Origin of the sequence: Pseudomonas sp. JL2 (assembly GCF_031570495.1) — a bacterium.
GTDB lineage: Bacteria > Pseudomonadota > Gammaproteobacteria > Pseudomonadales > Pseudomonadaceae > Aquipseudomonas > Aquipseudomonas rhizophila.
Genome location: NZ_JAKUDH010000008.1, coordinates 177,948 through 192,281, shown reverse-complemented (window position 1 = coordinate 192,281; position 14,334 = coordinate 177,948). Strand labels below are relative to the sequence as shown.

12 protein-coding genes are annotated in these 14,334 nt (G+C 61.3%); 7 read left to right on the top strand and 5 right to left on the bottom strand.

Annotated features, from left to right (window positions below):
• Nucleotides 1-189 precede the first annotated feature (189 nt).
• Nucleotides 190-819, bottom strand: coding sequence for a response regulator transcription factor (locus MKS85_RS13430; protein ID WP_076383435.1), 630 nt, complete (start codon nt 817-819; stop codon nt 190-192).
• 132 nt (nt 820-951) lie between these two features.
• Nucleotides 952-3,348, bottom strand: coding sequence for a PAS domain S-box protein (locus tag MKS85_RS13425; RefSeq protein WP_139049032.1), 2,397 nt, complete (start codon nt 3,346-3,348; stop codon nt 952-954).
• Between the two features lie 74 nt (nt 3,349-3,422).
• Here MKS85_RS13425 and MKS85_RS13420 point away from each other — a divergent pair, with 74 nt between their 5' ends.
• Nucleotides 3,423-4,418: an alpha/beta hydrolase family protein gene (locus MKS85_RS13420; protein ID WP_139049031.1), complete on the top strand. Its 996-nt coding sequence runs from the start codon at nt 3,423-3,425 to the stop codon at nt 4,416-4,418.
• Between the two features lie 43 nt (nt 4,419-4,461).
• On the opposite strand, the gene MKS85_RS13415 is transcribed toward MKS85_RS13420, so the two are convergent.
• From MKS85_RS13415 to MKS85_RS13405, 3 genes are read right to left on the bottom strand one after another with little or no spacing between them, the layout of a single operon-like run.
• A complete protein-coding gene (locus MKS85_RS13415) occupies nt 4,462-5,229 on the bottom strand; it encodes a TerB family tellurite resistance protein (protein ID WP_047228066.1) in 768 nt (255 codons plus the stop codon).
• 1 nt (nt 5,230) lies between these two features.
• On the bottom strand, nt 5,231-5,902 hold the full coding sequence (gene murU / locus MKS85_RS13410; RefSeq protein WP_047228067.1) for an N-acetylmuramate alpha-1-phosphate uridylyltransferase MurU: 672 nt from the start codon (nt 5,900-5,902) through the stop codon (nt 5,231-5,233).
• Nucleotides 5,899-6,924, bottom strand: coding sequence for an aminoglycoside phosphotransferase family protein (locus MKS85_RS13405; RefSeq protein ID WP_139049030.1), 1,026 nt, complete (start codon nt 6,922-6,924; stop codon nt 5,899-5,901). Before MKS85_RS13405 ends, murU begins: the two co-directional genes overlap by 4 nt.
• Nucleotides 6,925-7,054: 130 nt before the next feature.
• On the opposite strand from MKS85_RS13405, the gene MKS85_RS13400 reads away from it, so the two are divergent.
• From MKS85_RS13400 to MKS85_RS13375, 6 genes are all read left to right on the top strand, one after another.
• Nucleotides 7,055-9,853, top strand: coding sequence for an LPS-assembly protein LptD (locus MKS85_RS13400; RefSeq protein WP_188251802.1), 2,799 nt, complete (start codon nt 7,055-7,057; stop codon nt 9,851-9,853).
• Entirely contained in the window at nt 9,834-11,150 is a 1,317-nt protein-coding gene (gene surA, locus MKS85_RS13395) for a peptidylprolyl isomerase SurA (RefSeq protein WP_139049028.1), read from the top strand. The genes MKS85_RS13400 and surA overlap by 20 nt, the downstream gene beginning before the upstream one ends.
• Nucleotides 11,147-12,136: a 4-hydroxythreonine-4-phosphate dehydrogenase PdxA gene (gene pdxA, locus MKS85_RS13390; protein ID WP_139049027.1), complete on the top strand. Its 990-nt coding sequence runs from the start codon at nt 11,147-11,149 to the stop codon at nt 12,134-12,136. The genes surA and pdxA overlap by 4 nt, the downstream gene beginning before the upstream one ends.
• A complete protein-coding gene (gene rsmA, locus MKS85_RS13385) occupies nt 12,133-12,951 on the top strand; it encodes a 16S rRNA (adenine(1518)-N(6)/adenine(1519)-N(6))-dimethyltransferase RsmA (protein ID WP_139049026.1) in 819 nt (272 codons plus the stop codon). The genes pdxA and rsmA overlap by 4 nt, the downstream gene beginning before the upstream one ends.
• Nucleotides 12,952-13,059: 108 nt before the next feature.
• Complete coding sequence (apaG, locus tag MKS85_RS13380) at nt 13,060-13,440, top strand: Co2+/Mg2+ efflux protein ApaG (protein WP_047228072.1); 381 nt, start codon at nt 13,060-13,062, stop codon at nt 13,438-13,440.
• On the top strand, nt 13,440-14,318 hold the full coding sequence (locus tag MKS85_RS13375) for a symmetrical bis(5'-nucleosyl)-tetraphosphatase (RefSeq protein ID WP_047228073.1): 879 nt from the start codon (nt 13,440-13,442) through the stop codon (nt 14,316-14,318). Before apaG ends, MKS85_RS13375 begins: the two co-directional genes overlap by 1 nt.
• The last annotated feature ends 16 nt before the right edge of the window (nt 14,319-14,334 follow it).

The following is a 14,334-nucleotide window of genomic DNA, read 5'->3' as shown; positions in this document are numbered from 1 at the left end:
GTGAGTTATGAGCTGCAAGCTGCAAGCAGGGACAAAAGCGGTGTTGGGGCGTGTCGCAAATGGATATGCCGACACACTGCCCCTGTGGGAGCGAGCCTGCTCGCGATGGCGGTGTGTCAGTCAACTAAGATGCTGAATGGTCCAATGCTATCGCGAGCAGGCTCGCTCCCACAGGGGATTGTGGTGGGCTTAGAGCAACTTATGCTCCATCGCATACTTCACCAGTTCCGCCAAGGAAGTGATGTTGAGTTTCTGCATCAGCCGCGCTTTGTGAGTGCTGATGGTTTTGCTGCTCAGGGCCAATTGTTGGGCGATGTCATTGACGTTGGCCCCTTGGGCCAGGCGCTCGAAGACCGAGAATTCGCGCTCGGACAGCAGCGAGTGCAGCGGTCGGCTGTCGGTCAGGCCCACTTCGAAAACCATGCGGTCGGCCAGTTCCGGGTCGATGTAACGTCCGCCGGCCGCGACCTTGCGAATCGCCATGAGCAGCAAGGCCGGGTCGCTGTCCTTGGTCGCGTAGCCGGCGGCGCCGACCTTCAGCGCGCGCGCCGCCATTTGCGCCTCGTCGTGCATCGACAACACCAGGATGGCCGGCGGATTGTTCAACGCTCGGATCCGCGGGATCGCCTCCAGACCATTGACGCCAGGCATGGAGATATCCAACAGCACCACTTCGCAGGGCACATGCCGCAGGGTCTCCAGCAATTGCTCGCCATTGCTCGCCTCCCCCACGACCACCAGGTCCTTCGCCAGGCCGATCAACTGCTTGATGCCTTCGCGCACGATGGTGTGGTCTTCGGCTACCAGTACACGGATCACGTTTTTCTCCAGATTCAGAATCTCATCGCGAGCAGGCTCGCTCCCACAGGGTTGTGCGTGTGTGCATCTCAATCAATGTGGGAGCGAGCCTGCTCGCGATAGCGTCAGCCAAGCCAAGCCAAACAAAAATCATCAGGCCTCATTCACCGGTACCCGCACCGCCAGGGTCGTCCCCTCCCCTGGCTCACTTTCCAACGATAACTGCCCGCCCATGATCAACACCCGCTCCCGCATGCCGACCAGACCAAAGGAGGTCGGCCGACCCGTGGCGGGAACGAATCCTACACCGTCGTCGCTCACCGTCAGACAAAGCTGGTCGTCTTCCTGCACCAGCGTCAGTTCTACAGTATGCGCCTGAGCATGGCGCATCACATTGGTCAGCGCTTCCTGGAGAATTCGAAACAGACCGATGGCCTTGGCGTCGCTCAAGGGCGGAAGATTGTCCGGCACCTGCACCAGGCATGGGATCTGCGTGCGCGCCTCGAAACGCCGCGCCTGCCATTCGATGGCCGAGGCGATGCCCGCATCAAGGATCGGAGGTCGCAATGCCGTCGCCACGTCCCGCACCAACTGGAACAACTGGGCAATCAGGCGCTTCATGCTGTTGAGCCGCTCTTGCAGGCCCGGGTCGAGCTGCGCATAGGCCAGTTCACACATGGACGTTTCCAGCTTCAAGACGGTCAACATTTGCCCCAACTCGTCGTGGACCTCCCGAGCTATGCGCGCCTTTTCCTCTTCCCGCACGCTCTCCAGGTGCGCCGACAATTCGCGCAGCTGCTCCCTGGAGCTGGCCAGCTCCAGTTCGATGCGCTTGCTTTCGGTGATGTCCCAGACGATACCGTCCCACACGTAAGCGCCGTCTTCGAGACGACGGGTAATGGCCTTGATCTCGGCCCAGCGCTCCCGGCCTTCGCGGGTCAGGATGCGCCCCTGCCACGACCAGTCGCTGTCGCTGTCCAGCGCCTGATCCTGAGTGCGGTGATAACTGGCCTTGTCCTGGGGGTGTACGAGGCTGCGCAGGCCGGTGTCGCTACGGGCCAGGGTCGCGGGCGAATACCCCACGAGGCTTTCGCTACCCTCACTGATGTAGGCAAAGTCGATCTGCCCGGTTACCGGCGCCCGCTCCAGGCGAAAGACCAGGCCCGGGACGTTGGCAGCGATCCCCTGCAAGCGCGCCTCGCTCTCGCGCAGCGCCGCCAGCGCGCGACGGCGCTCGGTGACGTCGTTTATGTAGACCACCAGGTATTCGGCATCGCGAAAACGCAGGAAGCTCAAGGAAACATCGGCCGGGAGGATACTTCCATCGGCCCGCACGCATTCGGTTTCGAAACTCTGTGGCCCCTCCTCGCTGGCCCGGGCGCGTTTCCACAGGTTCAGCCAGCGATCCATGTGCAGGCCCGGTTCGAAGTCGATCAAGGGGCGTTCAATGATCGCGCCCGGCGCATAGCCCAGCATGATTTCGGCGGCGCGGTTGGCATACCGTACATGGCTATCCCAATTGACCCAGAGAATGCCGACAGTGCTTTGGTCGATGGAAAATTGCGTCAGGCGCAGGGCTTCCTCGCTGGCGGCCCGCTGGGCGATATCATTTCGCGCATTGCGCAGGCGCCGCTCCAGCGCCCTTTGCTCGCGGCGCTGCCAAAACACGATCGCCACGCAGCTCAAGAGCAGGGCCAGCAGCAATAGGGTCAGGTTTTGCCAGAAACCTGGGGTGTCGGTCAGCCGCGGATATTTGGGCTTGAGCCAGCGACTGTGCAGTTGCTCAAGTTCCTTGGCCGGGATCGCCTGCAAACCGCTCTCGATGATGTCGGCCAACTCAGGCCAATCCCGGCGAGTGGCGACGCGCAACAGTTGCGGCAGGCCGATATCGCCTACGACCACCAGCCCGGAGAACTCAGGCTCGACCATCAGTCGCCCCAACTGCGCCTCATCGACCACCGCGTAACCGGCCTGCTGGCTCAACAACAGTTGCAGCGCCTGACGCTCCAACGGTACGCCTTGAAGATTCAACGTCGGGTAGTTGCTACGCAAATAATCGGCCGTGGTACTGGGCATGCGCACCGCCACCCGCACTTGAGCATCGAGCTTTTCCAGCTCGACCCCTTCGGCGCCCTTCTTCTGGCCCACGATCAATTGCGGCACGCGCATGTAGGGGTCGGAAAACCGCCAGAGTCGCAGCCCGGCCGGGGTCTGGGTCAGCCCTGGGGCAATATCCACCTCACCGGAGCGCAACGCGGCTTCCAACTGCGCCACGTCCTGGAAATTGCGCCAGGTCAGTTCGACATTCAACGCCTTGCCCAACCACTGCATCAGCTCGACATTGGTGCCGGACAGACGCTGCAAGCGCCGGTCATATTGCGCATAGGGCGCCTGCAACACGAGGCCGACGCGCAGTTGCGGATGCTGGAGCAGCCATTGTCGCTGGCCCGCGTCTAGTTGCACCCCAGTCAACGACGGTGCGGGCGCGGCCCACGCCATCAAGGGAAGCCATAAACAGCCGATAACCCACAGGCAGCAAAAACGCATCATCGAAGTCTCATGCACTGACAAATACTGACCAACCCATTAGGCTGCCGGAAATACTTCTGGTCATGGAATATCCGATGCCCTTTGTTTATCGCCTGGCATTGCCAGCATTGTGCCTGTCGCTGATCCTGCCGAGTGCCTTTTCTGTACAGGCTGAAGAACCGGCCCCCGCGGCGGCGGATCAAGCCACCGAGGAAAAACCGGTCGAACGTCCGCCTTTGCTCGAGCGCAGCGAAGAAGAAGCGACAGCACTTGAACGGGAGATCCCGGTCCAGGAGCAACAACAGCTACAAACCGGCAGCGACACCTTCCTGGCTCTCTGGAAACCAGCCAACACCAGCGAACCCAAGGGTGCGGTCATCATAGTCCCCGGCGCCGGCGAAACCGCTGACTGGCCTCAAGTGATCGGCCCGATGCGCAAAAAGTTACCGGATATCGAGTGGAGCAGCCTGAGTATCACCCTGCCGGACCTGCAAAGCGACGTCATCGCACCGCGCGTGGTGGAAACACCGCCCGAGACCAAACCGGCCGACGTGGCTGGCGCGGCACCGGACGCCACGACCGCAGCACCGATTGAACAAGTGGCGGGCGGCGAGGCTGACGCTGTGGATCCGGTCGTTGCCCAAACCAGCGAGGAACACCTCCTGGCCGATGCCGAACGTATCTATGCCCGCATCGATGCGGCACTGGCCTACGCCGAACAGCAGGGCGCCCGCAGTATTGTTCTGCTGGGCCACGGCACCGGCGCCTATTGGGCGGCACGTTACCTGAATGAAAAACAGCCCTCGCAGATCGAGCGTTTCGTGATGGTCGCCGCCCAGACCCCGCTCGCAGTCAAGCCCGCCCTGGCCGAACTGACCCCCACCTTGAAGCTGGCCACCGCCGATATGTTCTACATGGACAAACCGCAGGATCGCAATGCAGCGCTGGAGCGTTTACAGGCCAGTAAGCGTCTTAAAGGGTCGAGCTTCAGTCAGGTGTCACTCAAAGCGGTGCCCAACTCATCGGCGCAGCAAGAACAGCTGTTTCGTCGGGTACGGGGTTGGTTGAACCCGCAGAAGCCGGGGGAGTGAGGCTTAGACAAGCCCCCAAGCCAGCCACCGTGGTGATCCCCTTCTAGCGAAAGTCCCGGCGCTCGCGGATCAACCGATAGGCGTTGTGCAACTCCCGGGTCTTGTCGGTGGCGTCACGCACTTGCAACGGCGTCGCCCCACTGCCGGCAATCTTGTCCGGGTGGTGACGACTGAGCAGACGGCGATAAGCCCGCTTGATCTGCGACGGCTCGCTGGTGGCCGAAACTCCCAGCAAGCGTAACGCCTCCTGATAGGTCGCGCCGCTGTTGGGCAACGACTGTTTGTGTGGTTCGTAATCCGCCGCCAGTGCCTGGACCTGTTGCGGCGTCCACCCCAGCCATTTGCCCCACTGAGCAAGCAACTCACGCTCGGCTATGCCCGCGCGACCGTCGGCCCAGACCATCCGCCAGCAGGCGCGCAGCACACCCTCAGCCGCATGGGGCTGGGTCGCAAGGCGACGCAAATAACCGCGCAAATGGTCGTTTCCGGTTTTGCCCCGGTTGAATGCGGCGACGGCCCGGCGTTGCGCTGGCTCGCTCAGGTCCAGCGCGCGCATCTCCTGACGCGCCTGCTGGATGTGCCCATCCACCACTCGTCCATCGCTCTTGGCCAGCCGGCCCAGCAATACAAACAGCAACTCATCGTTGCGCAATGCCGGACGGCCACCCAAACGCTCGCGCAGCTGCGCCCAGCCTTGCAGATTAAGTCGCCGATCCAGCGCCTGTCCTAATAACGCTCCCAGCATGGCCCCCGGAATGCTGGCTATGGCAAAGCCCGCCCCGGCTCCAATCAGAGTCCCTGGCCACCACATATCAACGGCTCGCTTCTATCAAGGTTTCAACCTGCGCCAAACGTTCATGAGTCCCCACATCCACCCAGTGTCCCTTCAGATGCTCGCCGCTGACCTGGCCCTCGGCCATGGCCTTGCGTAGCAGCGGTGCGAGTTTGAACGCGCCGTCCAGGCAACCCTCGAACAACCGCGGATGCAAGACGGCAATGCCGCTGTAGGTCAGTTTGTCGGCAGCCGCCCCGCCATCATGAATCTGTCCGTCGGCCAGGAGGAAATCGCCGCCCGGATGGTGTTCGGGATTATCCACCAGTACCAGGTGCGCCAAGCCGTCCAGAGGTCGGCGCAAGGCGCTGAAATCGTAATCGGTCCAGATGTCGCCGTTGACCACCAGGAACGCCTCGTCGCCCAACAACGGCAGGGCGCGGAAAATGCCACCGCCGGTTTCCAGCGGCTCACCTTCGGGCGAGAAATGAATGCTCACGCCAAAGCGTGAACCGTCCCCCAGATAATCTTCGATTTGCTGACCGAGCCAGGCGTGATTGATCACGATGTCCTTGAACCCGGCCCGAACCAAGGCACGCAGATGGTATTCGATCAAGGGAACGCCGCCGGCACGAACCAGCGGCTTGGGCGTGGTGAGGGTCAAGGGCCGCATCCGCTCCCCTTTACCCGCCGCCAGGATCATCGCTTTCATGCCGTCGCTCCGGCCGACTGACGCAGGCTGGAGAGCAACTGATCCAGTTCCGCCAGTTCAGGGCGACGGGCAATGACCGCTTCTATATAGGCAAAGAAGCGCGGCACATCGCCCAGATAGCGCGGCTTGCCGTCGCGGTGGCAAATACGCGCGAAAATCCCGATGACCTTGAGATGGCGCTGCACGCCCATCAGGTCGCTGGCCCGCAGGAAATCCTCGAAGTCCGGCTGGACCGGGATGCCAAGCGCACCGGCCTGCTGCCAGTAATCCTCGAGCCAGCCACGCACGCGCTCCTCGGGCCAACTGAGAAAGGCATCCTTGAACAGACACGTGACGTCATAGGTCACCGGGCCGTAGACCGCATCCTGAAAGTCCAGTACGCCGGGGTTCGGTTCGCTGAGCATCAGGTTGCGCGGCATGTAGTCGCGATGAACCAGCACTTTGGGCTGAGCCAGCGCGCTGTTGATCAGCAGGTCGCTGGCCTGCTGCCAGAGCGCTTGTTGAGCAGCATCGAATTCGATACCCAGCTCATGCTTGACGTACCACTCAGGAAACAGCTCCAGCTCCCGGCGCAGCAAAGCGACGTCGTAGCTGGGCAGTGGCGCGACCATCGGCAGTTGCTGGAAAGCCAGCAGGGCCTGGAGGGCGTCACGGAATAATGGGTCGGCATTGTCGCCGTTGATCACATCCAGATACGTCTGATTGCCCAGGTCATTGAGCAAAAGAAAACCGCGTTCAAGGTCTTCGGCATAAATTTTTGGCACGTTGATGCCGGATTTAGCCAGCAAAAAAGCAATGTCCACGAAGGGTTTGCAGTTTTCCTGGGGCGGTGGCGCATCCATCACGATCAAACTGCGGCCCTCGCCTTCCCAGCGGAAATAACGGCGGAAACTCGCGTCGCTGCTGGCCGTAGTCAACGTGGCCGGGGGTACGGCGCCCCAGCCCTGCTGAACAAAAAGGATCGGCAGCTGCTCATCGAGCCAAACTTTCAGGTGTTGCAGGCGTACATCTTGGTCAGGCATTGCAAGGGTCTCCGACGGCGCTAGCCGTCAAGCGGGTCATGCTTTATTATCCAGCATCTTTTTCAGACCATCGAGAGGCGTGCGGCCCACACCGCGGGCAGATGGCACGCAGGAAGCCCGGACTAATAAGATGGCATTGAAATCCCCCGCGTTTCGTAAAAAATTTCCGTTGCTGGTCACCGGCAGTCTGCTGGCCCTGCAACCCTTGGCCTCTTCATTCGTCGTCGCGGCAGAGCAGTATGACTGCTCCGTCTCCGCTTCGGGTGCCTGGGACTGTTCGCCCAAGACGCCGGCTGCTGCATTGCCGCCACGTCCGGTGCATGACGGCAGTGCGGTTTCCGCCAGCGGCGAGGCCCCGGCCGACAGCGGCTCGGGCGAAGAAGCCGGCGACAAGCCCGTGCTCGTCACCGAAGCCAAAGGCCGCGGCCTGAAGTCTCGCAGTGCGGACTACAGTCACCTGGACTGGGTTCCACGGGAGAACCTCACCCCTGCCCAATTGGCCGAAACCGGTCCTTATTGCGCCGGCGCCTATATCGAGCCCGTTCGTCCTGGCATGAATGACAAGACGGACAAAAGCGACGCTCCGACCTTCCTTGGCGCCAAAGCATCGCGCTACCAGCAGGAAGAGCAGGTGGCAACGCTGGCCGGCGACGTGGTCATGCGTCAAGGCAGCATGCAGGTCGAGGCCGACGAGGCCAACCTGTACCAGGCTGAAAACCGCGGCGAGCTGAGCGGCAACGTGCGCGTTCGCGATAACGGTGCGCTCATCGTCGGCGACCACGCCGATGTGCAGTTGGACACTGGCGAAGCCAAAGTCGACAACGCCGAATACGTGATGCACAAGTCGCGCATCCGCGGTAACGCGCTGTACGCCAAGCGTGCCGAAAACGCGATCATCCGCCTCAAGGACGGTACGTACACCACGTGCGAGCCGGGCAGCAACGCCTGGGCGCTCAAGGGCAACAACATCACCCTGAACCCGGCTACCGGCTTCGGCACCGCCACCAACGTGACGCTGCGGGTCAAGGACTTCCCGGTCCTGTATACGCCGTACATCTATTTCCCGATCGATGACCGTCGCCAGTCCGGCTTCCTGCCGCCGACCATCGGCACCGGCAGCGATACCGGCTTTTTGCTGGTCACCCCGTATTACTTCAACCTGGCACCCAACTACGATGCCACGTTGTATCCGCGCTACATGAGCAAGCGCGGCCTGTTGATGGAAGGCGAATTCCGCTACCTGACCAAGTCCAGCGAAGGTCAGTTCGGTGCGGCGTACCTCAACGATGAAGACGATGAACGCAGCGGCCAGTCCGACTACGACAAGACCCGCTACATGTACAACTGGCAGCACAAGGGCGGGCTCGATTCGCGCGTGCTGACGGAAGTCGACTACACCAAGATCAGCGATCCTTATTACTTCCAGGATCTGCAGTCCGACCAGATTGGTGTTGAGTCCAATGACCGGGTAAACCAGCAGGGTGCAGTCAGTTATCGGGGTGACTACTACGTTGCGCGGCTGAATGTACAGGCTTACCAGATGGCGACGATTTCGAAGATCACGCCGTACAACCGCCTACCGCAGATCACCTTCAATGGCGCACTGCCGCAGCACCCGTATGGTCTGGATTTCGCTTACCAGACGGAATTGGTGCGGTTTGATCGGGATTTGCGGACCGGCAATTACACCGATGAGGACGGCAACTTCGAGCCATGGCTGGATACCAACGTTCGCGGCCTGGCACGGGCTAACGGCAATCGCCTGAACCTGTCGCCGGTTGTGAGCCTTCCGATGGAAGCAAGCTATGGCTTCATCAAGCCGTCGCTTAAATACCAGTACACCCAATACGATCTGGACCTGGATGGTACGGGCAAGTCGCAAATCGCCGCACAGTCTGCCGAGGCTGATCGCCTGCGGGGTACTTATAGTGGCAGCCAGAGCCGCGGCGTCCCAATCGCCAGCATCGACAGCGGTCTGTACTTCGACCGGGACACCCAGTGGTTTGGCAGTAACTACCGTCAAACCCTGGAGCCGCGCCTGTTCTACCTCTATGTTCCAGAGAAAGATCAGAGCGACATCCCGGTTTTCGACACTGGCGAATCCACCTTCAGCTACTCCTCGCTGTTCCGGGACAACCGTTTCTCCGGCTCCGACCGTGTCGGCGACGAGAACAAACTCTCCCTGGGCGTGACCAGCCGCTGGATCCAGGAAAACGGTTTCGAGCGCCAGCGTGTCAGCGTTGGCCAGGCCTTTTACTTCAAGGACCGCGAAGTTCAACTGCCAGGCATCGATTTCAACACGCGTGAAGATGCCAAGTCAGACGTATCTCCTTATGCATTGGAGTACGAATTCCGCTGGAACCGCGATTGGCGAACCACGGCTACCTACAACTGGGACCCGGACACCCGCAGCCCTCGCTCGGGCAGCGCGATGTTCCACTACCAGCCTGAAGACAACCCGAACAAGGTCATCAACGCCGGTTACCGCTACCGCAACGACCAGGTGCGCTACGACCAGACTACTGGCCAATGGTCCGTGGGCGGCGGCGACTATGGCACTCCGGGCACTCCGGGCTACGTGAAGGACTACTACAAGATCCAGCAGCACGACTTCTCGGTCATCTGGCCTGTCGTGCCGCAGTGGAATCTCATCAGCCGCTGGCAGTATGACTACAACCGCAACCGTACCCTGGAAGCCTTTGGTGGTTTCGAATACGACAACTGCTGCTGGAAACTGCGCCTGATCAACCGTTACTGGGTCGACTATGAAGAGTTCAGTCAAGCCGCCCCGGAAAACGAGAAGGGCGACCACGGCATCTTCCTCCAAATTGTCCTGAAGGGACTCGGCGGCCTCACCGGCGCCAAGGTAGAGAGCTTCCTCGACAAAGGCATCCAAGGTTATCGTGAACGTGAAGACCAAGCTTTCTGATTGTCTGCGCCCGCTGATGCTGGGCGCGCTGTTCCTGGGTACCGCGGCCAACGCTGCGGTACAGCCCATCGACAAAGTGGTGGCTATCGTCGACAACGACGTGGTCATGCAAAGCCAGCTGGACCAGCGCGTCCATGAAGTGCAGCAGACCATCGCCAAGCGCGGTGGTGGCCTGCCGCCTCCGGGCGTATTGGATCAACAAGTGCTCGAACGCCTGATCGTCGAAAACCTGCAATTGCAGATTGGCGAACGCTCGGGCATCCGCATCACTGATGAAGAATTGAACCAGGCCGTCGGCACCATTGCCCAGCGCAACAACATGAGCGTCGACCAGTTCCGCGCCGCCCTGGCTCGCGACGGCCTCTCTTACGAGGACGCTCGCGATCAGATCCGCCGCGAGATGATCATCAGCCGTGTGCGCCAGCGTCGTGTAGCCGAACGCATCCAGGTGTCCGAGCAGGAAGTGAAAAACTTCCTCGCCTCCGATCTGGGCAAGATGCAGCTTTCCGAGGAACTGCACCTGGCGAACATCCTGGTTCCTACCCCGGAAAGCGCCAACTCCGAAGCCATCCAGAATGCTTACCGTCAGGCGATGGACATCTACCAGCAGCTCAAGCAAGGCGCCGACTTCGGTCAGATGGCCATTGCCAGGTCTGGCAGTGACAACGCCCTGGAAGGTGGTGATATGGGCTGGCGCAAAGCCGCCCAATTGCCCCCTCCGTTCGATCGCGAACTGAGCAGCATGGCCGTGGGTGACATCACTCAACCAGCCCGCACGCCCGGCGGCTTCATTATCCTCAAGCTGTTGGAAAAGCGCGGTGGCGGTGCTCAGGTGCGTGACGAAGTGCATGTTCGTCATATCCTGATCAAGCCAAGCGAGATCCGCAGCGAAGCCGAGACCCAGCGTCTGGCGGAAAAGCTTTATGAGCGCATCGAAGCGGGTGAAGATTTCGCCGAGCTGGCCAAGAGCTTCTCGGAAGACCCGGGTTCAGCCCTCAACGGCGGCGACCTGAACTGGGTTGACCCGAACGCACTGGTGCCCGAGTTCCGCCAGGTGATGGCCGAGACACCACAAGGCCAGTTGTCCAAGCCGTTCAAGAGCCCTTATGGCTGGCACGTACTGGAAGTCCTTGGCCGCCGCGCCACCGACAGCACCACCCAGGCTCGTGAACAACAGGCGATGACCGTGCTGCGCAACCGCAAATACGACGAAGAGCTGCAAACCTGGCTGCGTCAGATTCGCGATGAAGCCTACGTCGAAATCAAACTCCCTGGTGCAGACCAGGCAGCGCAGTGAAACCCAAGCGTTTCGCGCTGACACCCGGCGAGCCTGCCGGCATCGGTCCCGACCTGTGCCTGCTGCTCGCCTCGCAACCCCAGCCACATCCCCTGATAGCCATCACCAGCCGCGACCTGCTCCTCGAGCGGGCTGCGCAGCTGGGGGTGGTCGTCGACCTGCTGCCGGTGACACCGGGAGCCTGGCCGGATGTTCCGGCACCCGCCAACAGCCTGTATGTCTGGGATACGCCACTGGGCGCCCCGGTGGTTACCGGGCAACTGGACAAGACCAACGCGGCATTCGTCCTGCAAACCCTGACCCGCGCTGGCCAGGGCTGCCTGGACGGAAGTTTCGCCGGCATGATCACCGCTCCGGTGCACAAGGGCGTGATCAACGAATCCGGGATTGCCTTTTCCGGGCATACCGAGTTCCTGGCGGACCTGACCCACACCACGCAGGTGGTAATGATGCTCGCCACCCGCGGCCTGCGCGTGGCACTGGTGACCACGCACCTGCCCTTGCGGGACGTCGCCGAGGCCATCACCCCGCAACGCCTGGAGCGGGTCACGCGGATATTGCACGCCGACCTGCAGGAAAAGTTCGGCATCGCCCGGCCCCGTATCCTGGTGTGCGGGCTCAACCCCCATGCCGGTGAAGGCGGACATCTGGGCCATGAAGAAATCGACACCATAGAACCCACCTTGGAGCGCTTGCGCAGCGAGGGCATGGACCTGCGTGGCCCGCTGCCTGCCGACACTCTGTTCACCCCCAAATATCTGGAGCACTGCGACGCGGTGCTGGCGATGTACCACGATCAGGGCCTGCCCGTACTGAAGTACAAAGGCTTCGGCGCGGCAGTCAACGTAACCCTGGGCCTGCCGATCATCCGCACATCGGTGGACCATGGCACCGCCCTGGACCTGGCCGGCAGTGGCAGGATCGATACCGGCAGCCTGCAGGTCGCCTTGGAAACCGCCTACCAGATGGCCGAGACCCATTTATGACCGAGCAATACCAACACCGCGCGCGTAAGCGCTTCGGCCAGAACTTCCTGCATGACGCTGGCGTAATCGATCGCATCCTGCGCTCCATCAATGCCAAACCCGACGATCGCCTGCTGGAGATTGGCCCGGGCCAGGGCGCGCTGACCGAAGGCCTGCTCGGCAGCGGTGCGCAACTGGATGTGGTGGAACTGGACAAGGACCTGATCCCGATCCTCAACCAGCAGTTCGCTGGCATGAGCAATTTCAACCTGCACCAGGGCGACGCGCTGAAGTTCGACTTCAATAGCCTGGAGGCTGCGCCCAATACCCTGCGGGTGGTGGGGAATCTGCCGTACAACATCTCCACGCCGCTGATCTTTCATTTGCTGAGCAACGCTGGCCTGATCCGCGACATGCACTTCATGCTGCAAAAAGAGGTGGTCGAACGGCTCGCTGCAGGCCCTGGCGGCGGTGACTGGGGTCGCCTGTCGATCATGGTTCAGTACCATTGCCGGGTCGAACATCTGTTCAACGTAGGCCCTGGGGCATTCAACCCGCCCCCCAAAGTCGACTCGGCCATCGTCCGCCTGGTACCCCATGCCGTCCTGCCGCACCCGGCCAAGGATCATCGCCTGCTGGAGCGCGTCGTACGCGAAGCTTTCAATCAGCGTCGCAAAACCCTGCGCAACACCCTGAAGCTATTGCTCAGCAGCGCCGAAATCGAAGCCGCCGGCGTTGACGGCAGCCTGCGTCCCGAGCAATTGGACCTGGCGGCGTTCGTGCGCCTGGCCGACAAACTCAGCGAACAGGTAACGCCCAAAGCCGACGCCATCTGACAAGCTCATCGCTATCGGGAGGGACGTCTGGTCTACTACCCGATACATGGCCTAGACTGATCTTCTCAGCTACGCCCGCGTCCCGCTTCGCTTTTAAGGCCTTTTTGCATGTCCGATCTTCGTTATCAGGTCGACGTCAGCGTCGCCACCCGCTTTCTGGCAGAACAGTCGCAACCTGAGCACAACCGTTTCGCCTTCGCCTATACCATTACCGTGAGCAATAACGGCTCATTGCCAGCCCGCCTGCTATCACGCCACTGGGTCATCACCGACGGCGATGGTCATGTTGAGCACGTGCGGGGCGAGGGTGTGGTCGGTCAGCAACCGCTGATCGACGCTGGAAAAAGCCACAGCTACAGCAGCGGGACGGTCATGACGACCAAGGTCGGCACCATGCAGGGCACGTACCAGATGCTGGCGGAGGACGGCACGCGTTTCGACGCGATCATCAAGCCGTTTCGCCTGGCGGTGCCCGGAGCCTTGCACTGATGGCCACGTATGCGGTCGGCGATCTGCAAGGTTGCCTGGACCCGCTCAAATGCCTGCTGGAACGGGTCACCTTCGACCCACAGAAAGACACGCTGTGGCTGGTGGGCGATCTGGTCAATCGCGGCCCGCAATCGCTTGAGACCTTGCGCTTTCTCTACAACATCCGCGATTCGCTGGTCTGCGTGCTCGGTAATCACGACCTGCACCTGCTGGCCGCCTGGCAGAACATCGAACGCCTGAAAAAATCCGATACCTTGAGCGAGATCCTCGATGCCCCCGATTGCGTCGAGCTGCTGGAATGGCTGCGCCTGCAAAAGCTCATGCACTACGACGAGCAACGCAACCTGGCGCTGGTGCACGCCGGCATCCCACCCCAGTGGTCCTTGCGCAAGGCGCTCAAGTACGCCGGCGAAGTCGAACACGCGCTACGCGACGACAACCTGTTCGGCCCCTACCTGGATGGCATGTACGGCAATGAACCGGTCAAATGGGACAACGATCTCACCGGCACCGCCCGTCTGCGAGTCATCACCAATTATTTCACCCGCATGCGCTTCTGCACCCGCGACGGTAAGCTGGACCTCAAGGGCAAGGAAGGCATCGAGACCGCGCCACCTGGCTACGCCCCTTGGTTCAAACACAAAGAGCGCAAGACCCGTAATCTGAAGATCATTTTCGGGCACTGGGCGGCACTGGAAGGCCAATCCGACGAACCTGGGGTTTTCGCCCTCGACACCGGATGTGTATGGGGTAGCGCGATGACGCTGATGAACGTCGACTCTGGCGAGCAACTGCGTTGCGAGTGTGACGAACAGGGTCACGCCAAATCCCTTCATCATCCGACCATTGCATCAGTAACGGCCGCTACCATCGTTTGATCGATGCCGCGCGTCA

What these genes read in the sequence shown, in the direction of transcription:
- MKS85_RS13425 (WP_139049032.1), bottom strand. Translation starts at nt 3,348, where the DNA reads ATGATGCGTTTTTGCTGCCTGTGGGTTATCGGCTGTTTATGGCTTCCC.
- MKS85_RS13420 (WP_139049031.1), top strand. Translation starts at nt 3,423, where the DNA reads ATGCCCTTTGTTTATCGCCTGGCATTGCCAGCATTGTGCCTGTCGCTG.
- MKS85_RS13415 (WP_047228066.1), bottom strand. Translation starts at nt 5,229, where the DNA reads ATGTGGTGGCCAGGGACTCTGATTGGAGCCGGGGCGGGCTTTGCCATA.
- murU (WP_047228067.1), bottom strand. Translation starts at nt 5,902, where the DNA reads ATGAAAGCGATGATCCTGGCGGCGGGTAAAGGGGAGCGGATGCGGCCC.
- MKS85_RS13405 (WP_139049030.1), bottom strand. Translation starts at nt 6,924, where the DNA reads ATGCCTGACCAAGATGTACGCCTGCAACACCTGAAAGTTTGGCTCGAT.
- MKS85_RS13400 (WP_188251802.1), top strand. Translation starts at nt 7,055, where the DNA reads ATGGCATTGAAATCCCCCGCGTTTCGTAAAAAATTTCCGTTGCTGGTC.
- rsmA (WP_139049026.1), top strand. Translation starts at nt 12,133, where the DNA reads ATGACCGAGCAATACCAACACCGCGCGCGTAAGCGCTTCGGCCAGAAC.
- apaG (WP_047228072.1), top strand. Translation starts at nt 13,060, where the DNA reads ATGTCCGATCTTCGTTATCAGGTCGACGTCAGCGTCGCCACCCGCTTT.
- MKS85_RS13375 (WP_047228073.1), top strand. Translation starts at nt 13,440, where the DNA reads ATGGCCACGTATGCGGTCGGCGATCTGCAAGGTTGCCTGGACCCGCTC.